The 26634-nt window shown below is 49.8% G+C and carries 23 protein-coding genes; 8 read left to right on the top strand and 15 right to left on the bottom strand.

The window, feature by feature from the left end:
• Both VFA_RS06790 and VFA_RS06785 read right to left on the bottom strand, forming a co-directional pair.
• Nucleotides 1–798: a glucosaminidase domain-containing protein gene (locus VFA_RS06790; protein WP_038151145.1), complete on the bottom strand. Its 798-nt coding sequence runs from the start codon at nucleotides 796–798 to the stop codon at nucleotides 1–3.
• Nucleotides 791–1600 carry a hypothetical protein gene (locus tag VFA_RS06785; RefSeq protein ID WP_004725944.1) on the bottom strand — a complete coding sequence of 270 codons (810 nt, stop codon included), beginning with the start codon at nucleotides 1598–1600 and terminating at the stop codon, nucleotides 791–793. Before VFA_RS06785 ends, VFA_RS06790 begins: the two co-directional genes overlap by 8 nt.
• A 325-nt stretch (nucleotides 1601–1925) precedes the next feature.
• Between VFA_RS06785 and potA the strand changes: the two genes are divergently transcribed.
• The 5 genes from potA (at nucleotide 1926) to VFA_RS06760 (ending at nucleotide 6968) form a co-directional block, all read left to right on the top strand.
• On the top strand, nucleotides 1926–3062 hold the full coding sequence (potA, locus tag VFA_RS06780; RefSeq protein ID WP_004725943.1) for a spermidine/putrescine ABC transporter ATP-binding protein PotA: 1137 nt from the start codon (nucleotides 1926–1928) through the stop codon (nucleotides 3060–3062).
• Nucleotides 3046–3903 carry a spermidine/putrescine ABC transporter permease PotB gene (gene potB, locus VFA_RS06775; protein ID WP_014205083.1) on the top strand — a complete coding sequence of 286 codons (858 nt, stop codon included), beginning with the start codon at nucleotides 3046–3048 and terminating at the stop codon, nucleotides 3901–3903. Before potA ends, potB begins: the two co-directional genes overlap by 17 nt.
• A complete protein-coding gene (gene potC, locus VFA_RS06770; protein ID WP_004725940.1) occupies nucleotides 3903–4673 on the top strand; it encodes a spermidine/putrescine ABC transporter permease PotC in 771 nt (256 codons plus the stop codon). Before potB ends, potC begins: the two co-directional genes overlap by 1 nt.
• Before the next feature lie 99 nt (nucleotides 4674–4772).
• Nucleotides 4773–5804, top strand: coding sequence for an extracellular solute-binding protein (locus VFA_RS06765; protein ID WP_004725938.1), 1032 nt, complete (start codon nucleotides 4773–4775; stop codon nucleotides 5802–5804).
• A gap of 123 nt (nucleotides 5805–5927) precedes the next feature.
• Nucleotides 5928–6968, top strand: a complete 1041-nt coding sequence (locus VFA_RS06760) for an extracellular solute-binding protein (protein ID WP_004725936.1) — start codon at nucleotides 5928–5930, stop codon at nucleotides 6966–6968.
• A 92-nt stretch (nucleotides 6969–7060) separates the two neighbouring features.
• Here the strand turns inward: VFA_RS06760 and cobB are convergent, their stop codons facing one another.
• From cobB to VFA_RS06705, 11 genes are all read right to left on the bottom strand, one after another.
• Nucleotides 7061–7798 carry a Sir2 family NAD+-dependent deacetylase gene (gene cobB / locus VFA_RS06755; RefSeq protein WP_004725934.1) on the bottom strand — a complete coding sequence of 246 codons (738 nt, stop codon included), beginning with the start codon at nucleotides 7796–7798 and terminating at the stop codon, nucleotides 7061–7063.
• Between the two features lie 169 nt (nucleotides 7799–7967).
• Nucleotides 7968–9188: an ammonium transporter gene (locus tag VFA_RS06750; RefSeq protein ID WP_038151142.1), complete on the bottom strand. Its 1221-nt coding sequence runs from the start codon at nucleotides 9186–9188 to the stop codon at nucleotides 7968–7970.
• Between the two features lie 313 nt (nucleotides 9189–9501).
• The gene (locus VFA_RS06745) at nucleotides 9502–9924 is read right to left on the bottom strand and encodes a hypothetical protein (RefSeq protein ID WP_004725930.1); all 423 of its coding nucleotides are present in this window, start codon (nucleotides 9922–9924) and stop codon (nucleotides 9502–9504) included.
• A complete protein-coding gene (locus VFA_RS06740; RefSeq protein WP_004725928.1) occupies nucleotides 9911–10972 on the bottom strand; it encodes a formate dehydrogenase subunit gamma in 1062 nt (353 codons plus the stop codon). Before VFA_RS06740 ends, VFA_RS06745 begins: the two co-directional genes overlap by 14 nt.
• Nucleotides 10973–10978: 6 nt before the next feature.
• Nucleotides 10979–11587, bottom strand: coding sequence for a formate dehydrogenase FDH3 subunit beta (gene fdh3B / locus VFA_RS06735; protein ID WP_004725926.1), 609 nt, complete (start codon nucleotides 11585–11587; stop codon nucleotides 10979–10981).
• A gap of 11 nt (nucleotides 11588–11598) precedes the next feature.
• Nucleotides 11599–14454, bottom strand: a complete 2856-nt coding sequence (locus VFA_RS06730; RefSeq protein ID WP_004725924.1) for a formate dehydrogenase subunit alpha — start codon at nucleotides 14452–14454, stop codon at nucleotides 11599–11601.
• 10 nt (nucleotides 14455–14464) lie between these two features.
• Entirely contained in the window at nucleotides 14465–14665 is a 201-nt protein-coding gene (locus VFA_RS06725) for a twin-arginine translocation signal domain-containing protein (protein ID WP_370447159.1), read from the bottom strand.
• A gap of 73 nt (nucleotides 14666–14738) precedes the next feature.
• Entirely contained in the window at nucleotides 14739–15347 is a 609-nt protein-coding gene (locus tag VFA_RS06720) for a TorD/DmsD family molecular chaperone (protein ID WP_172475420.1), read from the bottom strand.
• Nucleotides 15348–15410: 63 nt separating this feature from the next.
• Nucleotides 15411–17072, bottom strand: a complete 1662-nt coding sequence (locus tag VFA_RS06715) for a 4Fe-4S binding protein (RefSeq protein WP_004725918.1) — start codon at nucleotides 17070–17072, stop codon at nucleotides 15411–15413.
• Nucleotides 17073–17272: 200 nt separating this feature from the next.
• Entirely contained in the window at nucleotides 17273–17842 is a 570-nt protein-coding gene (locus VFA_RS06710) for a DUF3306 domain-containing protein (RefSeq protein WP_004725916.1), read from the bottom strand.
• Nucleotides 17832–18293 carry a DUF3305 domain-containing protein gene (locus VFA_RS06705; RefSeq protein ID WP_004725914.1) on the bottom strand — a complete coding sequence of 154 codons (462 nt, stop codon included), beginning with the start codon at nucleotides 18291–18293 and terminating at the stop codon, nucleotides 17832–17834. Before VFA_RS06705 ends, VFA_RS06710 begins: the two co-directional genes overlap by 11 nt.
• 302 nt (nucleotides 18294–18595) lie before the next feature.
• Between VFA_RS06705 and fdhD the strand changes: the two genes are divergently transcribed.
• The 3 genes from fdhD to VFA_RS06690 all read left to right on the top strand — a co-directional run bounded on the left by fdhD (nucleotide 18596) and on the right by VFA_RS06690 (nucleotide 22853).
• Nucleotides 18596–19435 carry a formate dehydrogenase accessory sulfurtransferase FdhD gene (gene fdhD / locus VFA_RS06700; protein ID WP_004725912.1) on the top strand — a complete coding sequence of 280 codons (840 nt, stop codon included), beginning with the start codon at nucleotides 18596–18598 and terminating at the stop codon, nucleotides 19433–19435.
• Between the two features lie 170 nt (nucleotides 19436–19605).
• Nucleotides 19606–21954: an AAA family ATPase gene (locus VFA_RS06695; RefSeq protein WP_038151139.1), complete on the top strand. Its 2349-nt coding sequence runs from the start codon at nucleotides 19606–19608 to the stop codon at nucleotides 21952–21954.
• The gene (locus VFA_RS06690; protein ID WP_014205071.1) at nucleotides 21954–22853 is read left to right on the top strand and encodes a mechanosensitive ion channel family protein; all 900 of its coding nucleotides are present in this window, start codon (nucleotides 21954–21956) and stop codon (nucleotides 22851–22853) included. The genes VFA_RS06695 and VFA_RS06690 overlap by 1 nt, the downstream gene beginning before the upstream one ends.
• Before the next feature lie 119 nt (nucleotides 22854–22972).
• Here VFA_RS06690 and VFA_RS06685 read toward each other — a convergent pair whose 3' ends face one another.
• Both VFA_RS06685 and VFA_RS06680 read right to left on the bottom strand, forming a co-directional pair.
• Complete coding sequence (locus VFA_RS06685) at nucleotides 22973–25021, bottom strand: sensor histidine kinase (protein WP_038151425.1); 2049 nt, start codon at nucleotides 25019–25021, stop codon at nucleotides 22973–22975.
• Entirely contained in the window at nucleotides 25011–26480 is a 1470-nt protein-coding gene (locus tag VFA_RS06680; RefSeq protein ID WP_038151136.1) for a sigma-54-dependent transcriptional regulator, read from the bottom strand. The genes VFA_RS06685 and VFA_RS06680 overlap by 11 nt, the downstream gene beginning before the upstream one ends.
• Between the last annotated feature and the right edge of the window lie 154 nt (nucleotides 26481–26634).

Genomic DNA, 26634 nt, shown 5'->3' with positions numbered 1-26634 from the left:
TTAGTTGAGCCAATATTTTTGGTTGTGACGGATCATGGTTTGAAGATCTGCCACATAATCTGCGCCGCGTTCTGAATACTTCAGCAGACCGTTCGTGAGTTCAACGGCAGTCTCGACACTGAGTAAGTTGTTTTGGTCTTGGCGTAGATCGTAACGAATTTTGCGTAAGTCGTAATACGCAGCGTTGCGGTTCACGTTCATGAAATAGCGATGAATCGATTCTTGTACCGAGCTAAATTTCGCCACTTCATGAGTCATGCCTTCGGCACGTGCCCGAGGCACCAAACCACAGCCCTCAGTGTAACACCACTGACCAAAGTAGTTGTTTGCTTCGCGGGCAAAGCGTGATGTACCCCATGCCGATTCATTGGCCGCTTGAGTCAATACCAGCGCTTCTGGGAGGACGTCCACACGATGCAGCATGATGGCCAGCCATTTGTCGTCGACTTGGTTGTCGGTCAACGCCACATTGTATAGACGCGCTAAGTGTTTCGCATCATCGAGATCTTTTTCGGACACCCGATTTTTCTCAAAATTGTCTTTGATGCGCTTGATAATTTTACGCTCTTTCATGACGCGCTCGTTTTCCAGCGCAATCCCAGGTTTCAGGTAAGAGAAAAATGCATGCTTTTTCTCTGGAATATCGCTGATGGCGGCGAAATCTGGCGCATCAGACACAGCCTGACCATTCATCTCAATCAACATTGAGTCGGTCGAGTGTTGTTTAACATAGTACACGCTGCAGCTAGCAATCACAGCAACGACAGATAAAGCGAGATACTTATTCTTATTAAGCATTAAACACCTGTGAATCTTGGTTATTATCATTGTTATCGTCGTCATGGTTTGACGATGTGGTGACGATCTTAAGGCGAATACCAAACATATTGCGGTAAATAATGCCTTTGACATGGAAGAAAAATGGCAGCACAAAGATAAGGCCAATGCCATAAAAGATTGCAGCGGCGACGAACATCATCATCATGACGATGTAGATGACGACCAGCGGCAGAATTTTCTTGTTGACGGCGCGCAGTGAAAGTAGCAATGAACGCATCGGTGTCACTTGCTTTTCACAAATCAGAAGCACTGAGTTGCTAAACGCCAATGAAAGATACATCGACAACAGCGGGAACAGCATGCCCGCCACGCCTTGTAGTACTAACCCACATAGTGTGGCAATGATCACCGGCACGGTGTATTGCAGGCCTTTGCTGATATGGCCAGTTTTGGTCTTCAACCCTGCTGCGTGGCTCATTGCCATCAGACACACACCAGCATAAATCGGCGCGCTGACCACTTCATAACTGAAGTTTGCGATAAATATTGCCTGCACCAGCCCTTGTGGGAACACGCCGTCTTGAGCGATGGCAGAGACAATAATCGATGGATCACCAAGTTGCAGTTTGAGTGCGATAAAGAAGATCGCAACCTGAACGACAATGAGCATCACAATGGCAGGAGAAAAGGACAGAAAATGTTTAATGGTGCAGTCAAAGGCTTCTTTAAACACCTCTCCAATCTTGAGTTGATACTGGCCCGACAGAGCGCGCTCAACCGTTCCTCCCAAATTGAAATCTTTTTCGATATCGTTATTCATAATGTGCCCTAAGTTGGCTTGTCAAAAATGCGACCTATACAAGACAGATAAAATACTCGGTCATTATACTGAAATGCTACCGAGTCTAAACTCTGTGTGCCAAACTCGTCTTGCTTTCTGGAAACTATGGTTGATAATTAACCACTTGAAACCATTAAGAGTTAAGCGAAACGCCTATGGTAATTAATCTTTACTTTTAGGTGCAAAATTTTTTCTGTTTCAGAATAAGAAAAAACTTTGAATTCGTTTCCATGATGATTATGATTCGCGCCTTACTTGGTGTATTGCTACAGGTCTAATCAGTAGAGCGAATCTACGGACCAAGGTGGGAGAAAAACAGACGTTGAACGAACAAAATTCAGTAGGAAAGCCAGTTATTCGTCTTTCTGGCATTAGTAAAAGTTTCGATGGTAAGGAAATCATCAGTCGCTTAGATCTTGATGTAAACCACGGTGAATTCCTAACCATATTGGGGCCATCTGGTTGTGGTAAAACCACCGTCCTGAGAATGATCGCCGGTTTTGAGACGGCAGATGAAGGTCAAATTCTTCTTGATAGTCAAGATGTTACTTCCGTTCCTGCTGAGCAAAGACACGTCAACACTGTCTTCCAAAGCTATGCACTCTTTCCGCATATGACGGTATTCGAGAACGTTGCATTTGGTCTGCGTATGCAGAAAGTGCCAACGGCAGAGATCGAACCTCGCGTTCTAGAAGCACTGAAGATGGTACGTCTTGAGCAAATGGCTCAACGCAAACCGCATCAGCTTTCTGGTGGCCAACAACAGCGTATTGCGATTGCTCGTGCTGTTGTCAACAAACCGAAAGTATTGCTGCTGGATGAATCGCTGTCTGCACTGGATTACAAATTACGTAAACAGATGCAAATCGAGCTCAAACAGCTGCAACGTCAATTAGGCATTACCTTTATTTTCGTAACTCACGATCAGGAAGAAGCCCTGTCGATGTCGGACCGTATCATCGTGATGCGTGACGGTGTGATCGAACAAGATGGCTCTCCACGTGAAATTTACGAAGAACCGAAGAACCTGTTTGTTGCCCGCTTTATCGGTGAAATCAACGTGTTCAACGCCGTGATGCAAGAGCGTCTGGATGAAAAACGCGTGCGTGTTGAAATCGAAGGCGTTGATTCGGTCGTTTATTACGATCAAGACGTTAACTCGGGTGATAAGTTGCAAGTTCTGCTTCGTCCTGAAGATTTGCGTATTGAAGAGATTAAAGAGTCTGAAACCAACGGTATTTTGGGTCGAGTGACCGATCGTACCTATAAAGGCATGACGTTGGAATCGATCATTGAACTAGAAGATTCTGGTATGCGCGTACTGGTTAGCGAATTCTTTAACGAAGATGATCCGGATGTGGACCACTCTATCGGCCAGAAAGTCGCAATCACTTGGGTTGAAAGCTGGGAGGTAGTCCTCAATGATGAGCAAAAAGCTTAGTCTTCAAAACGCGATCATTACCCTCATTGTTGGTTGGTTGGTTCTATTTGTTCTGATCCCTAACCTTATGATCGTGGGGACCAGTTTTCTAACGCGTGATGAAGCCAATCTGATTGACCTCACATTCACGCTTGAAAACTACGCGCGTTTATTGGATCCGCTATATGCCAAAGTCATGCTGCATTCGTTCTACATGGCGATTGTGGCCACTATTTTGTGCTTGATTATCGGTTACCCATTTGCCTACATCGTGGCCAAAATGCCCGAGAAATGGCGCCCAATCATGCTGTTTTTGGTGATTGTGCCGTTTTGGACTAACTCTCTGATCCGTACTTACGGCTTAAAGATTGTTCTGGGGACGCAAGGGATTTTGAACCAAGCGCTGATGGGCATTGGTTTGATTGATACTCCGATTCGTCTGATGTACACCGAGACTGCGGTCATGATTGGTCTGGTTTACATTCTGCTGCCATTTATGATTCTGCCGCTCTACTCTGCGATTGAGAAACTAGACGGCACTTACATTGAAGCGGCGCGCGATTTGGGCGCTAACAAACTGCAAACGCTCACCAAAGTGATCCTGCCACTGACGATGCCGGGTATCATCGGCGGTTGTTTGTTGGTGCTGCTTCCGGCGTTGGGCATGTTCTACATTGCTGACCTGCTGGGCGGGGCGAAGAACTTGCTCATTGGTAACGTGATTAAGAGCCAAGTGCTGAACGCGCGTGACTGGCCGTTTGGCGCTGCAACCAGTATTGCATTGACGATGGCCATGGCGGTCATGCTGTATGCGTACTACCGCGCGGGTAAACTGTTGAACAAAAAAGTGGAGCTAGACTAATGGGAAGAGCAGTTAGATTTAGCTTTATGAGCTTAGTGTACTTATTTTTGTACCTACCAATCATCGTGCTAATTGCCAACTCGTTTAATGACAACAAATTCGGCATTAAATGGGGTGGATTTACGGTTAAGTGGTACCACGCTCTTGTTGCCAATGACAGCTTGATGCAAGCGGCTTGGCACTCCTTGAACGTGGCGGTTTTTTCTGCCACGGCGGCAACCATTATTGGTAGCCTGACAGCAGTTGCCCTATTCCGTTATCAGTTCAAAGGCAAAGGCATGGTTAACGGGATGCTATTTGTTGTGATGATGTCCCCAGATATTGTCATGGCAATTTCTCTACTTGCGCTATTCTTAGTGTTGGGTGCAAAACTGGGCTTCTTTACCCTGTTGATTGCACACATTACATTCTGTTTGCCATTTGTGGTGGTGACGGTTTACAGCCGCCTCAATGGGTTTGACGTGAAAATGTTGGAAGCCGCAAAAGATTTGGGTGCCAGCGAATGGGTGATTTTGAAAAAAATCATTCTGCCTTTGGCAAAACCTGCGGTTGCTGCGGGTTGGTTATTAAGTTTCACCCTATCGCTAGATGACGTGATTATCAGCTCATTTGTGACTGGACCAACCTACGAAATTCTACCTTTGAAGATTTACTCGATGGTTAAAGTGGGTATTTCGCCAGAAGTCAACGCACTTGCTACAGTGATGTTAGTGATTTCTTTAGTACTTGTTATCACTTCACAGTTGTTAGCAAGGGAAAAAGTGAAGTAGAATTCAATTTCTTAAAAAGCACGAAACAGAATGACTTACGTCATTCTGTTTTTCTATCTAACGCCCGAATGGGCAACGTTTGGTTTGGAGCTAACGTCAATGAAAAAATGGGCTACTCTATTGGCTGGTAGTGCATGTGCGCTTTCACTGTTTACGGGTACAGCAGCAGCGGAAGATAAAGAACTGGTATTTATGAACTGGGGACCGTACATCAACAGCGGCATTCTGGAACAATTTACTAAGGAAACAGGCATCAAAGTGATTTACTCGACTTACGAGTCGAATGAAACACTCTACGCTAAGCTCAAAACGCATAACGAAGGTTACGATCTGGTTGTTCCATCAACCTACTTCGTTTCTAAGATGCGTGATGAGGGTATGCTTCAGAAAATTGATAAATCTAAGCTTTCAAACTTCAAAAATTTGGATCCAAACTATCTGAACAAACCTTATGATCCAAACAACGATTACTCGATTCCTCACGTTGTTGCGATCACCGGTTTGGCAGTGAACACCGACATGTACGATCCAAACGATTTCCAAAGCTGGGGCGACCTGTGGAAACCGGAATTGGCCGGCCAGTTGATGCTGATGGATGACACGCGTGAAGTGTTCCATATCGCACTACGTAAACTGGGTTACTCAGGTAACACCACTGACGACAAACAGATCGACGAAGCTTACGCTGAACTACAAAAACTGATGCCAAACGTTTTGGTTTTCAACTCGGATAACCCAGCAGCACCTTACCTGTCTGGTGAAGTTGGCCTAGGCATGTTGTGGAACGGTTCAGCAGCAGCAGCGCAAAAAGAAGGTCTTCCTCTGAAACTGGTTTTCCCGAAAGAAGGCGGTATCGGTTGGGTTGATAACTTTGCGATTGCATCTGGCGCGAAAAACGTAGAAGCGGCACACAAGATGATCGACTTCTTGCTGCGTCCTGAAATTGCAGAGCAAATCTCTCGTGATACGGGTTACCTCACCGGCGTGAAAGCATCGAACGACAAGTTCCAAGACATCGCACCCCTCTTCCCTTCTCAAGAGGATCTGGACCGTGTTGAATGGCAAGCGGCTGTTGGCGACAAAACTGTGAAGTACGAAGATTACTTCATGAAGCTCAAAGCGGGTCAGTAAACTCCGAAAATGAATGAAATAGGCAGCCTTGGCTGCCTATTTTTTTTTGAGCTGGTATACTCTTCCCCCCAAATGAACACGCTCCTGCCTGGCTAGGCTCTTGCACTACATCATGGAAAAGTAATGAAAAGTAAACTGTATGCTGGCGCACTATGCGCTGCGACTCTATTCACTACCAATGCAATTGCTGACGACCAACAACTGTATTTCTACAACTGGTCTGAATATATTCCTAACGAAGTCTTGGAAGATTTCACTAAGGAAACTGGTATTAAAGTCATCTACTCGACCTATGAGTCCAATGAAAGCATGTATGCGAAATTGAAAACTCAAGGCTCGGGTTACGATTTGGTTGTGCCATCAACCTATTTCGTTTCAAAAATGCGCAAAGAAGGTATGTTGCGCGAAATCGATAAATCAAAATTGAGTCATTTTTCGGATTTGGATCCTAACTATTTGAACAAGCCTTTCGATCCGGACAACAAGTACTCGATTCCTTACATCTGGGGCGCAACTGGTATTGGTATCAATACTGACATGCTGGACAAATCTTCCGTGAAAAACTGGGGCGACCTATGGGACGCGAAGTGGGAAGGTCAGCTGATGATGATGGATGATGCTCGTGAAGTGTTCCACATCGCGCTCAGCAAGCTTGGTTACTCACCCAACACCACCGATCCCAAAGAAATCGAAGCGGCTTATCACGAACTGAGAAAGCTGATGCCAAACGTGTTGGTCTTTAACTCGGATTTCCCAGCAAACCCATATTTGGCGGGTGAAGTTTCTCTGGGCATGTTGTGGAATGGTTCTGCATACATGGCTCGTGAAGAAGGCGCGCCAATTGAAATTATCTGGCCAGAGCAAGGCACGATTTTCTGGATGGACAGCATCGCGATTCCAGCCGGTGCGAAAAACGTAGAAGCAGCGCACAAAATGATCGACTTCCTGCTACGCCCTGAAAATGCAGCGAAAATTGCGCTGGAAATTGGCTACCCAACGCCAGTAAAAACCGCATACAGCCTGCTGCCTGCTGAATTTGCAAATGATCCGAATGTCTTCCCGCCTCAATCTGTGATGGACAGTGGCGTTTGGCAAGATGAAGTCGGCGAAGCCGCCGCACTGTACGAAGAGTACTTCCAAAAGCTTAAAGTGAATTCAAAGTAATTCGCAACCAAGCAAAAAGCGGCCATTGGCCGCTTTTTTATCCCTGTCTCTCCATCACGGTATCTACCGCCTATTGGCGCGCGATGTTATCGTCACGCGTGCTTGATGGTTGGTTCTTGTAATGCCAGAATTTCTTCGACCAGACGTGGGACTTCTACGCTGGCTTTACCGTAGCGTTTCTCGGCGAATTCACTTTCTACTGCACTCGGCTCTAAGTTAATTTCAATCGTGTGCGCGCCATGCATTTTCGCGTCGTGGACAAAACCAGCCGCTGGATACACCACGCCGGACGTGCCAATCGAAATAAATAGATCCGCTTGTTCCAGCGCAGCATAGATATCGCCCATGCGCAGTGGCATTTCCCCAAACCACACAATGTGTGGGCGCATCTGAGAAGGCATCTGGCAGCAATGACACAACTCGCCAGTGAGAATGTCATCTTTATGCTCAACCACTTGATTGGAGACGCTACAGCGCGCTTTCAGTAGCTCGCCGTGCATATGGATGATGTTTTGACTGCCGCCACGCTCGTGCAGGTTATCGATATTTTGGGTGATGATGGTGACGCTGCCTTCGAGCGCTTTCTCTAACTTACCTAGCGCGATGTGCGCAGCATTGGGTTGGATACTCTCAGACTGGAGTTTACGGCGGCGTTGATTGTAGAAATCTTGGACGAGATTCGGATCTCGCTCAAACCCTTCCGGTGTCGCGACATCTTCGATTCGGTGATTTTCCCATAGTCCGTCTTGGGCTCGGAAAGTTTGAATCCCGGATTCTGCCGAGATGCCTGCACCCGTCAGTACAACAACATTGCGATACGGAAAATTCATACAACGTCCTTTTATTTTGCTTTTCGGCTAGCTTAGCACCGATGCCCCGACATCCCTAGCTTTGCGGGTTAGACCATAGTATTAATTGAAACAACAATGCCCTCTTCTGTGAGCCCAAATGCAAAAGAGCAGGTTCATCACCTGCTCTTTCATCCTAGAGTGTGGCGTACTACTCTTCGTTCACCGAAGAGATTTTATGGATCGCCAAATCAGCCCCGTTAAACTCATCTTCTTCCGAGAGACGCAAGCCTGAAACGCGATTCAGCGCGCCGTACACGACAAACGCACCAACGACCGCAACCTCAATGCCCAATCCGGTTCCCAGCACTTGCACGACGAAACTAACACCGCCCATGCCGCCCAATGCAGCTTGACCGAAGATCCCCGCAGCAATGCCGCCCCACGCGCCACATACGCCGTGCAATGGCCAAACGCCCAGCACATCGTCAATTTTGGTTTTGTTTTGTAACTGCGTAAACAGCCACACGAACAACGCGCCAGCGATCGCACCCGTCACCAATGCGCCAAGTGGATGCATTAAATCCGACCCTGCACAAACTGCGACTAAGCCTGCCAACGGGCCATTGTGAATGAAGCCGGGGTCATTTTTGCCGGCAATTAACGCGGCTAAAATCCCGCCAACCATGGCCATCAAGGAGTTCATCGCAACCAAGCCGCTAATGCCGTTGAGGGTTTGCGCGGACATAACGTTGAACCCAAACCAACCCACACTGAGGATCCACGCGCCAAGCGCTAAGAACGGAATGTTCGATGGTGCGAAGTTGGTGTGTTTGCCAGCGCGAATGCGCCCTTTCCGCATGCCCAGAAAAATCACTGCGATCAGCGCAATCCAACCGCCGACACCATGTACAACCACGGAACCTGCGAAGTCATGAAACCCGACGCCGAAGCTAGATTCAAACCACGCTTGAATGCCGTAATTTCCGTTCCAAATGATGCCTTCAAAGAATGGATACACGATCCCGACGGTGAAAAATGTCGCCATCAATATAGGGTAGAAACGGGCGCGCTCTGCAATGCCGCCCGATACGATGGCGGGGATTGCTGCGGCAAACGTCAATAGAAAGAAGAATTTTACCAACTCATAGCCGTTCCCCTGCGACAACGTTGCGGCATCAGAAAAGAAGTTGGCGCCGTAGGCAATCCAATACCCGATAAAGAAATAGGCAATGGTGGACACGCCAAAATCGGCCAGAATTTTCACCAGCGCATTGACTTGGTTTTTCTTTCGGACGGTTCCCACTTCCAGAAATGCAAATCCTGCATGCATCAAAAACACCATAATGGCGCCAAGCAGCAAAAATAAAGTATCTGAACTTTGGGTCAGGGTTTGAACGGCACCTTGTACCTGACTTACGGTTTCACTCATTCTCATTTACTCCAAGTAAAGTAGTGCACTAATCCTGTGCTACTCGTTTAAATTTTCACCAAGTTGGTGAGGTTATTCTATTTTTTCACTGATAGAGCAAGATACGTTCCAATGATTGAACGTTATATCAATGACTGATACGCAATCAATAAGTGATTGAAATGATTTAAATAAGTAAAAAGATGAGTTGGGGCATGGTGGATGAGTTGGTTTATGCTGGTGCGGACAATGCACCATTATGGAGAAATGGCACTACTTTGATGCGCACTGGAATGTTGCGCAAAAAACACCCGGTATAAAACCGGGTGGTGAATCAGAGATTAGGGCCGTTCGATGGCTTATGCGGAATATCGCTTTTCAACTGCTTCATCCCCTGCACCATGCGTCCGATCCAGATCAGCATGGCAAAACACGCAATCAGTGCGCCGATGTAAGGAATGGCGTACCCCACATTATTGAGCCAAGAATTGGCGTACCAGTATCGGTTCACACCAATAATCAAGCCGTTGGAGGTCGCAACGGTGACAAGCAAGACCACAAAGAAAGTCAGAAACAAGAAGAAGCTGCGAATCAGCCCATAATAGTGAGAATTCGCCACCTCCCCATCTTCGTTCTTGTCCAGACGATAGCCTGCGTAAATGATCCCAATCACGCCGGATACCAAACAGGTGAACGGTGTCAGTAAGCTGGCAATATAAACAAACCACACGGCGCCGTTTTGACTAGCGGGTTTCATGCTTAGGCTCTCCTGTCACAACGTGATGCGTCTTTTCAGCGGCGTCTGCTTCTTCGATTTGGCCTTGCTGCTTCATCTCTTCATACCAAAGATCGTGATGCTCTTTGGCCCAAGTTTCATCAACTTTGCCAGTGACCATCCCTTCTAATGCACCCTCCATACCGAACAAACCAATGTAAATATGGAAGATGAAACCGCAGATCAGAATCAACGCGGAAATCATGTGCACCAAATTCGACAGTTCCATATCACGGCGCGTTTGGCCGAAGATGGGAAAATCCAACACCAAGCCACTGAATGCTGCGAACGCGCCAAAAAAGATCAGCAGCCAATAAATGGCTTTCTCACCACCGTTGGAGAAACCGGCCGACGGGTGGCTGCCTTTGTGTTTGCCTGCCATGCCGCCCAGCTTCATAAACCAATGCAGATCCACTTTGCTAAACAGTGATTTACGCCACCACTTGAGCAGAATAAACACCAGTAACACAAAAAATATCGGCCCCATGTAGTTATGGTACTGCTTGGCGGCATACACGATGAATCCCCAAAGATCCGTCGGTACATAGGGTTTCAAAAAGTGTTTGCCATAGACCAGCATCAAGCCACTGAACGCCAGGGTTAAAAAGGTAAACGCCATGCTCCAGTGCAGCGCGCGGTCCAAACGCGACCAACGTTTCAGTTTTCGCCCAGTTCTCGGCTTGCTCAGCATCAGCGGCCCCATGACCACATAAGCAAAAATCACCATCGCGATACTGCCAAAAATGGCGACTGCGCCAGCGGGCGACATCCATTTTTCTTTCAAGATGAACCAGGTTTCGCCGGGCTTACTGATCAATACGCCATGTTCAGGGGACTGAGATGTGGTATAGCCCGACTCTCCCTGCCGTACTTGACGCCAGTAATCTGCGCCTGCCAGTTGCGTGATTTCTCTTTGCACCACATCCGGTTTGCTTTTCTCTTCGGCAAACGAAGGTTGAACAGCAAAGCACATCAGTGCTGCCAGTAACGGCAGCACATACCGAGTGGCGCGCATCCAAATATGTTGCATCACCACTTAGCTCCTTGTTGCATCGTAAGAGAGATCTTCACCATCGGTCCAACCGGCACCTTTGGCACCACGTTCCACCACACGCTGACGGAAGATGTCAGACACTTTTTCGGCATCACCCGCCATCAGTGCTTTGGTTGAGCACAGTGACGCACACATCGGCAGTTTGCCTTCGGCAATCCGGTTGGCGCCGTATTTCTTGCGCTCTTCTTCCGAACCCGGCTCGGTTTCCGGGCCGCCAGCACAGAAAGTACATTTGTCCATCTTGCCGCGTTCACCAAACGCCGACTGTTTTGGAAACTGCGGCGCGCCAAACGGACACGCAAACAAGCAGTAACCACACCCGATGCAGAGATCTTTGTTGTGCAGCACGATCCCGTCTTCGGTATGCACAAAACAGTCCGCCGGACACACCGCCATACACGGCGCGTCGGTACAGTGCATACACGCCACCGAGATCGAGTTTTCGCCCGGTTCGCCATCGTTTAACGTCACCACGCGGCGGCGCTGAATGCCCCACTCTAGTGCGTCGTCGTTTTCGTTCTTACATGCCGTGACACAACCGTTACACTCGATGCAGCGTTTGGTATCACATAGAAATTTCATTCTGGCCATGATTGCGCTCCTTACGCTTTACGAATGTTACACAGGGTGACTTTGGTTTCCTGCATTTGAGTGGTTGGATCGTAACCGTAGGTGGTCGCAATGTTCGCGGAATCACCGACAACGTAAGGTTGCGTGCCTTCTGGATACTTGCTGCGTAAATCTTCGCCTTGATAAATACCGCCGAAGTGGAATGGAATGAACGCCATGCCCGGTTTCACGCGGCGTGTGACCATGGCTTTGACATGGATGCGGCCTTTCTCAGCCCCTTCCACCCAGACGTATTCGCCATCTTTGAACCCGAGATCGTTGGCATCTTTCGGGTTCACTTCCACAAACATCTCTTGTTGAAGTTCCGCCAGCCAAGGGTTCGAACGGGTTTCTTCACCGCCCCCTTCGTATTCCACCAAACGACCCGATGTGAGAATGATGGGGTACTCTTTCGAGACGTCTTTGTCCTGAATCGATTTATACAGCGTTGGCAAACGATAGATTGACTCGGCATCATCCCACGTTGGGTAGTCGGCAATCAGATCGCGACGCGGCGTATAGAGCGGTTCGCGGTGCAAAGGCACGCGGTCTGGGAACGTCCAGACAATCGCGCGAGCTTTGGCGTTGCCAAACGGAATACAGCCATGTTTGATGGCAACGCGTTGAATGCCGCCGGACAAGTCTGTTTTCCAGTTTTTGCCTTCGGCTTCCGCTTTCTCTTCGGGTGTCAGATCGTCCCACCATCCAAGGTGCTTCAGCAATTTATCGCTGAATTCTGGATAGCCGTCTTCAATTTCACTGCCTTTGGAGAAACTGTCTTCTGACAATAAGCTCTTGCCTTCAAATTCGACCCCATAACGCGCGCGGAATGTCCCGCCGCCTTCTGCCACAGGTTTTGACGTGTCGTACAGAATGTGCGTTCCGGGGTGCTTCATTTCTGGCGTGCCCCAACAAGGCCAAGGCAGACCGTAGGTTTCACCATGTACTGGGCCGCCTTCTGCTGCCAAGGTGGTTTTATGGAAGGTATGCCAGTTTTGTTGGTGTGCTTTGAGGCGCTCTGGGCTTTGGCCGCTGTAACCGACGGTCCACATGCCTTTGTTGAACTCACGCGTGACGTCTTCAATCACCGGTTGGTTGTTCTCGACACGAATGTGTTTGAACAGCTGGTCGGCGATGCCCAATTTCTTCGCCATCAAGTACATGATTTCGTGGTCGGGCTTGGCGTCAAACAGCGGCTGAATCACTTGATCGCGCCACTGAATCGAACGGTTCGATGCAGTCACGCTGCCGTAAGTCTCGAATTGCGTCGTTGCTGGTAGCAGATACACGCCATCGGTGCGGTCGTTCATGACTGCCGCTACCGTTGGGTACGGGTCAACAATGACCATCATGTCGAGCTTTTGCATCGCTTTTTTCATTTCGACACCACGGGTTTGCGAGTTCACCGCATGGCCCCAGTAGAACATGGCGCGAATGTTGTCACGCTGCTCGATGTTCGCTTTGTTTTCCAGCACACCATCAATCCAGCGAGAGACCGGAATGCCCATGTTGTTCATCGGTTTCTGACCGCGATATTCGTTTTGGTCAAAACGATCTTTAAGCCATGCAAAATCAAGATCCCAAACGCGGCACCAATGTTTCCACGCCCCGTCGGCTAAGCCGTAATAGCCCGGCAATGTGTGCGACAACACGCCAAGGTCGGTCGCGCCCTGCACGTTATCGTGACCACGGAAAATGTTCGCGCCGCCGCCTGATTTGCCCAAATTACCCAGTGCCAGTTCCAACACACAATACGCTCGGGTGTTGTTGTTGCCGGTGGTGTGCTGGGTACCGCCCATACACCACACCACGCAACCGGGACGGTTCTCAGACAGAATTTTCGCAGTTTGATACACTTCGGCTTCCGAAATGCCCGTCACGCGCTCCACTTCTTTTGGGTTCCATTTCGCAACTTCTTCACGAATTTCGTCCATGCCAAACACACGTTGGCGAATGAACTCTTTGTCTTCCCACTGATTTTTGAAGACATGCCATAAAATGCCCCAAATGAACGCGACGTCGGTGCCCGGACGCAGCGAGACAAAATAGTCGGCTTTGGCGGCGGTTCGGGTACGGCGAGGATCCGCAACCACGATTTTGCAGCTGTTTTTCTCTTTCGCGATCAGGATGTGCTGCATCGCCACCGGGTGCGCTTCGGCTGGGTTAGAACCAATGAACAGGATCGACTTACAGTTGTGCATGTCGTTAAACGAGTTGGTCATCGCGCCGTAACCCCACGTGTTGGCGACGCCAGCGACCGTGGTGGAGTGACAAATCCGCGCTTGGTGATCCACATTGTTGGTGCCCCAAATCGACGCCATTTTGCGAAACAGATACGCTTGCTCGTTGCTGTGTTTCGCACTGCCAAGCCAGTAAACTGAATCTGGGCCGGATTCTTGACGAATTCTTAGTGCTTCATCGCCGATCTCGGTGATTGCTTGATCCCACGAGATCTTTTTCCACTTCCCGCCTTCCAACTTCATGGGGTATTTCAAGCGACGTTCACCATGGCCGTGCTCACGCAGCGCGGCACCTTTGGCGCAGTGGCCGCCGGCGTTAAAGGGGTGGTCAAATGCGGGCTCTTGGCCGGTCCATACGCCGTTTTGTACTTCGGCGTAAATGCCACACCCGACTGAACAGTGAGAACAAATGGTGCGTTTGACTTCGGTTTTTGCGCTGCGATCCACGTCGCTTGCTTGCGCTTTCTTAATCATGCCCGGCGCAAACAACGCTGCACCGACAGCGGCGCCCCCTGCGGCCAGCGAGGTATTTTTCATGAACGCACGGCGGCTGATACCAAGCTGATTCTTTTCCTTGCTCGTGCTGTCTGAACGTTTGGTTAGTCTCATCACGGCGCTCCTATAGCGTGTCGTAGTAATCACGAATGTGTTGTGTTTCGTGATACCCTTTTTTCAGCGTATCTTTCGCTTCGACGGGCTTTTCACTCGCGACTGCGTGCTGAGAAACGCCCGTCACGACAGCGGCTGCGACCGCGGCGGTTCCGAGACCTTTGAGCAGCTCACGTCTGCTTTCGTTGATCGGTTTATCTTCTTTCATCATTGCTTCCTTTTCCCTTTCCCTTGATTGAACACGTCGGTGCCAACACGGGTTGGTTCGTCTGCTTTTCTTATCGTCATTGCTGAGCTTTATCGGTGAGGTTTTTCACCTCAATTCGGTGTGTATTACGGCGACTTGCTGGCGCTTGTGTGAGCGCAATATTCTCCAGTGTCAGGAACGCCAACAGTAACTGAGCGACGGACAGATAAAACTGCGCGTGCTGCGCCTGTTGAATTTGGTCCACCAGCTTTTCAAACCACGGTGAAATATGGCGATTAAAGAACGCCTGTTGCGCGCCATCATTGGCGTCGCACAGATAGGCCATGGTTTCGCACAAGGCGGCCATGTGATCTTCCGGCTCCTTCACCGACGCATCACGCTCCAACCCAAGTTCATTGAGGTGGAATCGTATTTCCGCCAACGGTTTTTCCATCAGCGAACCGGTCAAATGCCATGATGCAAACGGGACCACTTCGCCTCGGCCAATGCCGATGAATAGTTCTTGATACTCTTGCGCAAGTTCCGTTGGCGGCGTGGTTTGTGCGGCTTGTGTTAACGCGCGCCACGCATCAGCCATCGGCGTGCCGTTGTTTTCATAGTCCAACTGGCTAAGGAATTCGACCAGTGACGGTGACGGCACATCACGCAGCAACGTCGCCAGCAACAAATAGATGTCTGAGCGCATCGAGGCGGTGGTGTCCGAGGCGGTGGTGTCGTTCAATGGATCGTGTGGCATCTCTCGTTCTCCTTAGTAGCGCAGTTGTTTTTCGGGATCATTGGCCATCGACTCAAACACATCGACAACGCGGCAGTCTTCGCACATCGCAATGCGATCCAGAGACGCTTGATCGGAGAAATGGGAGTGACCACGTAACTTATCTTGCAACATGGTGATCATCGATTGAGGCGCAAACGGCTTGTGACAACGCAGGCATTTCGCCGGCTCTTCTTGATGCAAGGTCACCACCGATTGACGCTGCGCAGCATTCCAGTTGAGTTGTTGAACTGCCGTGAGCGCGTTCTCAGGGCAGGCTTTCACACACAACCCACATTGCACGCAATCTTGCTCAACGAATTTCAGCGACGGTAAGTCCCCTTCATGATGCAGCGCACGGGTTGGACACACCGCCACACAGCTCATGCACAAGGTGCAATCGGTGGTGGAACATGCAATGGCGCCATAAGGTGCTGTGGCCGCCAGCGGCTGCGCGTTCAATTCTGTGCCACGCGCTGTTGCTAGCGCATCAAGTGCGACATATAAACGATCGCGTTTCTTGCCATCTAGCTCGCCAATGTGCAAACCAAGGGGTTCATCACACAAGGTTGGTGCCGCTTCGCGTAGCGATTCGAGATAAAGTATGTCGATGGTTTCTTTGCGAATACCAAGGTGAGTCAAAAAGCTTTGCGCCAGACTTACTTCTTGATTGAGTATGCGCAGAATGGTTGGCGGCATATGACGACTGGCAGCAAACAACACTTGCGTCGCGCCGTTGACCAGCGCGGCAAACCAGGTATCGATCCCCACCGAAGGCAGCTCTTCGACCGTGACTGGCATGACGTTGTCAGGCAGTACTCGCAGCGCCATCAAGTTGTATTGCTCATGACGCGAGCTACAAATCAGCACGATCGGCTTTTCGCCGCCCGCTTGATGATAGTTATGTAGCAAACGCTCAATGAATTTCTGCGTTTCGGTCGGGTTGGGCAGCGCGTAGTGAATGGCTTCGGTTGGACACGATGTGGCGCAAGTGCCCACGCCTTGACACAAATACGGGTTGATTTGAATGCGATGACCCGTCTGCTCGGAGCCTTCGCTGGATAAGGCGCCGGCTGGACACGCATCGACACATCGGTCACACCCTTTGACGCCACGCGATGAATGCGCGCACAAATCGGTATCGAGACGAAAGTATTTGGGTTTATCGAATGTGCCCATCAAATCGGGAATTTCTTCCAGCGCATCGGAGAGTTTCGGAAACCCGCGTCCAACCGGGAAATACCCCGGCACGGGCACTTCTTCACTCATCACGCCATTGAGCGACATATCCAGCACGATATCAAAGCAGTCGAGATCAAGTGCTGCATTGGCGAGATTCATACGCTTGCCATGATTTTCGACGGTGACGTTAAAAGCCCCAAGAAAGCCGCTGATTTCAACCGTATCCGCAAAATAGAGCTGCTCATGCGTTCCCTGCTCACCATCAACCGACAGCAGCGTGATGGACGCCATTTGAGATAATTGCAGCGCGGTGCGTTCAATCAGACTGGTGGGGCCGAGAATCAATGTATGACCGCCGCTCTCGTAGCTGACGGTCGGTGGGATCAAGTTGGTCAGCTCCACCGTGTTTTCAATGGCAAACCACCGCGCGCTGCCATTGGGTGACGTCGCTTGTTGCAGAAATTGTTTTAACATTGCTCGTTTCCATGATTGAAGCGAATCTTTTGTGTTCGCCCTTTTTTGATGAAAATAGCAATTAGTGTTCCAACCTGATTTTGACCGCCAATTCAGCCCGTTAACCCGATTTCGCGACGTTCTAGTTGCGACAAAAACAAAGGATGAGACAAATTGTCGCACCCTGTTTCTCATTCAATAGGTCAAAATGTACCTACGATTTATGTGGTAATTTTTGTCTCATGTTTTGTCTCCTGCTTTACCTCATGGGTAGTCGCATCGGAATCTGAGTTTTGGGACGGTTCTACCGCAGCGGTTTGCTCAGATTCACTTGGCATGGCGTCGATGTGACTACTTTCACCATCAAGTTTCTCGTCCACGTCGGTAGTTTGAATACCCTCTTCGGCTTTGTTCATCCAATCTCGTACCCCCTGTGCCACTTCAGCGCTGAGAGATTTCACTGCGGTGTAGTCATGGTCGTAATCGTTGAGGCGATCGACTTCACTGAACTCACCACTCAAAAACAGTTTACGCAGCGCGGCCTTTTTTACCTGCTGAGTTGCTTCTGAAGCCAGCAATGCCGCAATCGAAGGCGCTTTGGCGTCTTGGGGCGTCTCTTCAGCGCTACCGGTATGTGCTTCTGTAAGTTCAACGCCGTCTGTGAGTTCAACGTCTTCGGTATGCTCCACATCCGTTTCGACACTCGCAGTGGGCGCCTCAACTAACGCTGATTCCTCTTGCGGTTCCAGTTTGCGCTGAGACCAACGGGATAAAAACGATTCACTGGCCACTGGCTCTCCCCGCGCCTTTGCGCTTCTTACGTTTCACTTCCAATAGTTCGCCATGACGGCCGATGAAGGCTTCCATCCACGCCTGCACAGGCAGCGGCATTTCATTCGACAAAACCAAGTAATCGCCATCCATATACTGGCCTGCCACGCTCTGAGATGCGGTCAAACGAATGATATTGGGTTGAGCGTCTTCTTCGGGATTTTCCAGCACCAGAAAGAGTTTGGGCTGTTGCGAGCTGAGGTTAAAGCGGTAATCGGTGCGTTCATCACGATACAGCTCAAGAATGGCCGGATACGGCGCGTCGTCAGCCTGCAATTGAAAGCCTTTGAGTTGCCATTGGGTGGTGACCCACATACCCGTCGTGATTTCATGCGCCACCAGTTCGCAACCGAGTGGCCAGGTGGTCTCTGTTTTCGCTGTATCCAAAATGGTGGAGTGTGTGTCTGACATGGGGATACCTAATCGTTCTTGGTTTGATTGGCCTGTTCTATTGTGGTCGCGACTCAACGTCGCTGCTCACGAGAACCCAATCATATTTGTTGGCGTATTCACGTGAATTAGCAATTATTGCGCCAGTCGTCCGCTATCACGAGGGGCGCGCCACATGTGTGTGATTAACGATTAGACCGTTTTGGCTTTTTTCGCTAGTGTTGAAGTCAGATTTGGAACAATCCTTGCTGAGGACACCCCTTATCCGATAGCGCGCTTCAGAACCCGTGAAGACATGATGTGCAAAACAACAGGAATTGGCAGTGACAAAACTTTCGATCATTAAAACCAGTGAAAACCCATTACAAACCATGGATGTGGAGGTGTATGACGAATACGGTGACAAGTTGGTGAAGTCCATTGCCTGTGAACGTCCGTTAACGGTATTGCTGAACTGGAAAGAGATTGTCACCTTGATGACGTTAGGCTCTCGGCCGGAAGCGTTAGTGCTGGGGTATTTGAAGAATCAGGGATTTATTAACGATCCGGATGCACTGGATTCGGTGATCATTGATTGGGAAACCAGCTCTGCGGCAGTCGTCACCAGAGAAAACTTGGATCATCTTGAGCCAGCCTTGAAGAAAAAGACCGTCACCTCCGGTTGTGGCCAAGGCACCATGTACGGGAATGTCATGAAATTGTTGGAAAATTACCAAGTTCCGCAAATTCTACTGAAACAATCTGAAATATATGCGGCACTGGAAGCGCTGACTCATTACAATGACACCTATAAGAAAGCAGGTGCTGTACATGGGTGTGCAGTGTGTCAGGGAAATCAGGTGCTTTCCTTCGTAGAAGATGTTGGCCGTCACAACGCGGTGGACACCCTTGCTGGGGAAATGTGGCTGAATGGCGTCCGCGGTGAAGATAAAATTTTCTACACCACAGGGCGCTTGACGTCGGAAATGGTCATTAAAGTCGCGCAGATGGGGATACCCGTGTTGTTATCCCGCTCTGGCGTGACACAAATGGGGTTGGAGCTGGCACATCAGTTCGGCATCACCACCATTGCCAGAGCAAAAGGGTTGCGTTTCCAAATATACAGTGGCGTCGATAAGGTAACCTTTGATGTTAAAGGTCACCTTGCCGACGAGAATGCGTAACGCATCGAGTAGGCTCCCTACGGTGTGACATTGTCACGCCACGTTCACATTCCTCCCCGTCATTTCGCCTGCCGATATGGAGTCGCGATCCCAATCTTGAGTCGCGACTCTGGCTGTGTATCAACTACACTAAATTCTCATAATCAATAAGTTAACTAAGCGAATCCTCTATGCAGGCAGTGTCTCGAGTCTTACTCTTGTTATGTTGGTGTGTGGCGTTTCCCGCCTTGGCGGAATGGGAATACGACCACGTTGATTTGATCCCCAAAGCGTCGGACAGCGCACTTGAATTGGAAAAACAGGTCTCGGCTTTACCGGAACCGTTGTTTATGTCCCGAAGCGAGCAGCAGAAAGTGAACTTGTTGCTGCGTGAAACCATCAAATCGCAGCGCGATACGGTGGAGCAGTTTGAACACTATCTTGATAACTATCGCCATCAAAGCGATGAACTCAACTGGTTCAATCTGCAACAAAGCTATTTGTCTCTCGCCAGCCTCTCCTACTCAAAACAGCAATTGTTGTCGCTCACCGATGCATACACGCGTGAAGAGCTCACCGGTTTTGGCCCCGGCGGCGTCACACAATTCAAACGCGAACTGAAACAGGTTCAACTCAATCTTGAATACCTATTGCTGTTTCAAATTCGCAGTTTCCAATCGTTGGTCAACGACTTGCTGATCTCGCCGGTGCCATTTATTTGGTCGGTGTGCAAAGTGCTGTTCATCTACGTCTTGCTGGTATGGTGGTTGAGAAACAGCAAACATCTGATTGACTTGTTTTGGCAAAATTACCTCAAGGATAAACAGTCGCCGTCATTGTTGGCTCGCCTCGTGTGGTACATCAGCAGTGCAAACAAAGCCATTGCTTGGTTGATTGCGATCACCCTTTCGCTTCAGGTGCTGAGTGCCATTAAAAGTTTGCAGCATTTGGTGTTTCTCGAAATCTTCATTTGGTGGATTTGGGGAGGCTCGATTGCGGTCAGTCTGATATTGGAATTCACCTATCGTTCCAGCCACACCTCAAACAAAGCGTTGATCGCGCTGCGCCTGAGCACCATTCGGCGCATTGTCTGGACCATCATTGTGACGGGCGTTGTGCTACAAATCTCCATGCGCACATTGGGCAAAGGCACCATTTATACCTGGATTCTCAACACCATGTACGCATGGTTCTTGTTGATGATTATTTCGGTGCTCAACTTATGGCGTGAACGTATTTTTGCCATCGTGGAGAAAACACCCGATAAGCCGCTGTGGGTTTTGTGGGCCATCAGTAAAAAAGACACCTTTTTGATTCGCGTGGCGGCGACTTTGGTTGCCATGGTCTGGATTTCGGTACATGGCACGCAGCGCCGCTTGGTCTCTGCGTTGTCGAACTACACCTTTTTCAGTCAAGCGTTGGCGTACCTGTTTCGGATTGAAGCGGCGAAGCAAACCACCAACATTGCAGCCGATCAGAACTACGTCCGCATTCGGGGTGACGAAACGTTTAACTACGTCTTGCCTGGCACCATCGACAGCCCACTGGTTGATTATGCGCATGATGAAATCAAACAGCTTTCGCGCTATCTGCTGACTGACAGCCCCGCCATTTGTGTGGTAAGCGGTGAACGTGGCATTGGTACCACGACCTTGCTGTATACCCTACTCAACAAGGTGAAAAATGCCGAGCCGTTGTATCTCAACTGCCCATATTCCGGCTACAACGAACTGTTGTCGCTATTGGCGTTGAGCCTAGGCTTGGATGAAGACGCCACCGAAGTGCAGATTCTGGCGTATCTGCGTAAAAGCGAGCAAACCTATCTGATTGCCGTTGATAACGCACAGCGGTTGGTGAAACCAATGGTGGGCGGGTTAAGCAGTTTAATGCGCTTGACCAACTTGTTGCGCCGCTCGAAGAAAAACCACCGCGTGGTGATGGCGATTGAAAAATCGAGCTGGCGTTTTGTAGACCGCGCGCGAGGCGAACGTTTGCTGTTTGACTGGGTGAGCATTCTGCCACGCTGGAGTGAAAAACAGTTCGAAGATCTGCTCGACAGTCGCATCAATCCCGACGTAGAACATCCGGTCTCTTTCGATGGTTTGATCGTTCCCAAACAATGGGGCCAAGAAGAAAGCAGTGATGAAACGCGCGCTCGTCGCGGTTTCTATCGCATTTTGTGGCATTACGCCGATGGTAACCCGACGTTTGCGTTGCGCTTCTTCCGCCGCTCGCTCAATCGCAATAAAGAAACGCAGCAGGTGGTGGTGCGCTTGTTCCACATTCCTGAATCTCAAGAGCTGGAAAAAATGCCCAAGCCGATGCTGGCGGTGCTGCGTTCGATTGTTCAACTCGAAGTGGCCGCGCCGGAAGAATTATCGGAATGTACGCAGCTCAGTGTGCCTGAAGTGATTGGCATCATGCGCTACTTTGAAAGCCGCGGTTACATCGAATGGGCTGAAGATAAAACCCGCGTATCTGACCACTGGTATCGCACCATTACCAACGTGCTCGACCGTCAACATTTGCTGGTGAAGTAATGAATACACTCTCTCGATTCAAATCATTTCGCTGGGCAGCACTACTGCTACTCGTATTGGCTCGCCCGGTTTGGGCGGCCGACGACTTGGCGAACCTAGAAGATTTTCAACAATTTGCCAGCTTGATCCGCTGGAGCGGCGTCTTCTTCTCGATGTTGATCATCGCGGCGACGTGGTTGTTGCTCAAATTTATGACCTCCTTGGTGGATGCCATCGGCTCTCAATTTGCGCAGTACCGAATGGTGCTGCACAAGTGTCACTCCTTCTTGCAGTTCTTTATCTACATGAGTGCGGGGATTGTGGTGTTCATGTTGAGCTTTCGCATCAACGACCACATCCTCGCGCTGATTGGCGGTACGCTCGCAGTGTCGGTGGGTTTTGCATTAAAAGACTTGGCCGCCTCTTTCATCGCGGGCATGACCGTGATGATTGACCGCCCGTTTCAAGTGGGTGACCGCGTCACGTTTGAAGGCAACTACGGCGATATTATTGCGATTGGTTTGCGTTCGGTACGCATGCGCACGTTAACGGACGACATCATCACCATTCCAAATAACAAATTCCTCAACGAAGTAACCATCAGTGGGAACTACGGGGCGTTGGACATGCAGGTGGTGATCCCTTTCTATGTTGGCATGGATGAAGACATTGAATTAGCGCGTAACCTGATTCAAGAAGCCGCATCGTCAAGCCGTTATATTCACCTGCCCAAACCGGTGACCGTGTTGGTGAAACAAACCATTACGGATAACTACTTGGCGGTACAGTTGACCTGTAAGGCTTACGTGGTGGATACCGCGTACGAAAAGTTATTTGAAACCGACATTACCTTGCGGGTGATGAAAGAGTTCAAAAAACACGACATCAAACCGCCGAAGATCGCGGTGCAGGCGCAGTAAGCGCCAAGCCCGCCTTAAGCTTTAGCGAGTAACTACAGTAAACAGAGTAAATCAGTCAAAACGCCTCTCAAGATGAGAGGCGTTTTTTTTAACGATGGATGACGGTGTGTCGCGCTGATTTAAGACGCTTTGGTGATGAGCAGATGCGTATCGGCTTTGCTCGGCAGATAAACGCTAAACGTACTGCCTTTGCCCCATTCGGATTGAACGCGAATTTCGCCGCCTGTTTGGCTGAGTAGACTCTGTGAGACGGATAAGCCCAACCCCGTACCATCGCGCTTGGTGGTATAAAACGGATCAAAGACGCGTTTCAGGTATTCCGGCTTGATGCCACAGCCTTCATCTTCAATGTGAACGATGGCGCCCAACACGTCGCCGTATTCACACCAATCTTCACTGCGAATGGTCAGCTTCCCTTTGCCATTCATGGCATGAATCGCATTCATTTGCAGGTTCACCAAAATCTGGAGCAGTTGATGACGATTCACCTCCACTGAGCTTTGCGCTTGCAGATCGGTCACAAATTCAATGTCGCGCTTCTTCGAGCCGGTTTTAACCAACGTCATGCTTTCATCAATGATTGGGTTCACATGCTGCCAAGTGATTTCGTCCTGCACGCCGCCATGACGACTGTATTGCAGCAAACTGCGCGTAATGTTTCGAATGCGGTCAATTTGCAACATGATGGCGTCGATTTCTTCTGTCACTCGATTGGCGTCTTCGCCCAATTCAAAACGAATCAGTTCGGTGTTGCCTAAGATCACCGCAGTCGGGTTGTTGATCTCATGGGCAATGCCCGCCGTTAGCTCGCCCAGCGCCGCGAGTTTTTCATGGACGATCAGCTTATCGCGGGTTTGGTTGAGTAATTGAATGTGATGCTCTAACTGCTCGGTTTTTTCTTGCAAGCTGGCGGTGCGGTCGAGCACTTTTTCTTCCAGCTCATGCGCGGCACGTTGGATCTCCTCATTGCGCTGCTGCAATAGATCCAGCATGTTGTCAAATTGCTTGGCCAGTTGTGCCAGTTCATGTTGTTCGTCCAAACCAATCGCACCAATGCGCTGATTTTTACCCAATTGAACCATTTTGACCACGCGGTGAATCCGCTCAATCGGGCGAAATAGATCGCGCGAACCTCGGTAAACAAACACGCCGGAGGCCAGCAGCAAAAGAATCGTCGCCACGCCGATCTCAACAATGTTCGTCAGATACGCTTTGACAAATGGCCACGCCAAATAGCCGGTATACAGCATACCGACCACGTTGTCGTATTGGTCTCGAATGGGTCGATATGCGGTGATGTACCACGCATCATAGACATAGGCTTTATCCACCCACTCTTTGCCCTGATTGAGTACTGTATCGCGCACCGCGTTGGAAACGCGTGTGCCAATCGCTCGGCCAGCGCTCTCATCACTGTCGAGCGGCACGTTGGTGCTAACCCGCAGGTCATCGAGAAAAATCGTCAGCGTACCGTTGGGCCGTAATTTGTCCTGTTTGATGGGATAAATCAGGTCGCGCGTTTGATCGACCAACACACTGCTGTTGTTGAGCAGCAACCCGCCATCCAGAAACCCGATGATGTCGTTATATTGGCTGAGCACCGGAATCACGGTGCGGCTGACGAGGCCGCGCTTTTCTGTTTGCGGTAAATCAGCGGTTTGAGGTAAATCAGCGAATGGAATCTCGGCTCGTTTAGCCAACTGCGAGCTGAGTTTGGCTAATTCGTGTGACGACAGCACATCAAAAAACGATTCACGGCGAGTGAGATCGAGATAGCGAAACTTCTGCTCCAGCGTGTCCACGGGCTCAAACACCAGAAAGTCGAGGTCAAAGCGCTGCTTTTGCTCGTCAATCCATTGATTGAGCGTCTCATCGTGGTTGGATGTGAGAATTCGGGTTCGAAACTCATAGGAATCGCCAATCGCACGAACATAACTGGCCTGCTTTTGTTGCAACAGCGTCATGCTGTTGTAGGCGACGCCCAAACGCTCCGACACATCCACCAAGGCGCTTTGCCAGGTGTAGTGAATCGACCAATAGATGGAAATGACAATCAGCGCAATCAACGTAAACGCGATGGGTACGGATGTCAGTATCAGCAGCCGATAACGCACCATGGTTTTGACGCGTTGGTGCCACGTTTGCCACAGCGGGAGTTTAGCCAAGATTCTCTTGCTCATCGCCATCCCACTCTTTGAATTTACGCTCTAAGGTTTTGCGGGCGACGCCCAAGTCGCGCGCCGCTGCCGATTTGTTGCCTTCATAAAAATCAACCAACTGCATGATGTGCGCTTTTTCCACTTCTTTCAGCGTCCAATGGTTGGGATACCCGGTTTCGCCTGGCTGCAGGACGATCGCACTGTCGCTGAGTGCGGTATGGCTGGTTGGTTTGGCGGAGTTTTCTAGTGACGTTGTCACCTCATCAAGCACAGGGTAACCATGCAGCTCACGCCAGTAATGCGCCGGTGGTTTGCCGAGTAAAATGCAACGTTCAATTAAGTTTTTCAGCTCACGAATGTTGCCCGGCCAATCGTAATCCTGAATCGCGGAAACATCCTCATGTGCCCATTTGGGCAGCGGCATACTCAATTCTGCACACAGGTTCTGGGTAAAAAATGGCACTAAATCGGTGAGATCCGCTTTGCGTTCACGCAGTGGGCTGACATCGATTTTGAGCACATTCAGGCGATAAAACAGGTCGCCGCGAAACCGCCCCTGTTCCACTTCTTGTATCAGATTTCGGTTGGTCGCTGCCACAACTCGCACATCAATGCTGATCTCTTTTTCAGAACCCACCGGACGAATGGCACGCTGCTCTAACACGCGTAGCAGCGCCGATTGCATGGCCAAAGGCATCTCGCCAATTTCGTCCAGAAATAACGTGCCCCCATTGGCGACACGAAACAGTCCTTCACGGCTTTTTTTGGCGCCGGTAAACGCGCCCGACGTATGACCAAACAGTTCACTTTCCAACAGTTCTGGCGCAATGGCGCCACAGTTCACCGGCACGAACGGCCCTTGGCGCTCACTGGCTTCATGAATCGCTCGGGCGACCAACTCTTTGCCGGTGCCTGACTCACCTTCGATCAATACGGAGGCGCGGGACGGCGCAAATTGCAGGATCAACTGTTTCAGTTGTGCGGTTTTCTGCGATTGACCAATGATTTGAGTGGCGCAATGGCGTTGATAATCGCGCTGCAATGCGTACTGCATGCGCTCGTTGAGGCGCTTATCCATGCAGCGTTTGACCGCTTGCAGCATCTGTTCGAGGTTAAACGGTTTGAGAATGAAGTCCGACGCCCCCAGCTTGAGCGCACGGATGGCGGTTTCGAGATCGGCGTAACCAGTCATAAAAATCACGTCCGCACGGCGGGATTCATCATTGAATGCTTCCTCCCATTCAATGCCGGAGCGGCCGGGAAGATTGATATCGAGAATAATCAGATCGTAATGTTGTTCACAACGCAGGGCTTCGGCATCTTCGATGCTGCCGCTGCAGTCGACTTTGGAAAACCATTTTCCGAGCGATTTTTTGAGGATGGCTTGCATGCCAGGTTCATCATCCACGACGAGAACAGAAAAGGCCTGGTATTGCAGAGACGGTTGCAAATCAAACGTTTGAGACATAATGGATTCTAATTACCTAGTGAGACATATCGACGCAATTAACCTTACTATCGATACGCTTAACATGGGACAATTTGTCCTAACATATGTGCACTAACACTTATTTTAGTCAGGATTTGTCGAATAACCTTTGTTTTTTGATGGTGAATTGAGT

Origin of the sequence: Vibrio furnissii CIP 102972 (genome assembly GCF_000176175.1) — a bacterium.
In the GTDB taxonomy this organism is placed as follows: Bacteria; Pseudomonadota; Gammaproteobacteria; order Enterobacterales; family Vibrionaceae; genus Vibrio; species Vibrio furnissii.
The sequence above is the reverse complement of the archived record's forward strand: the minus strand, read 5'-3'. Positions and strand labels throughout refer to the sequence as shown.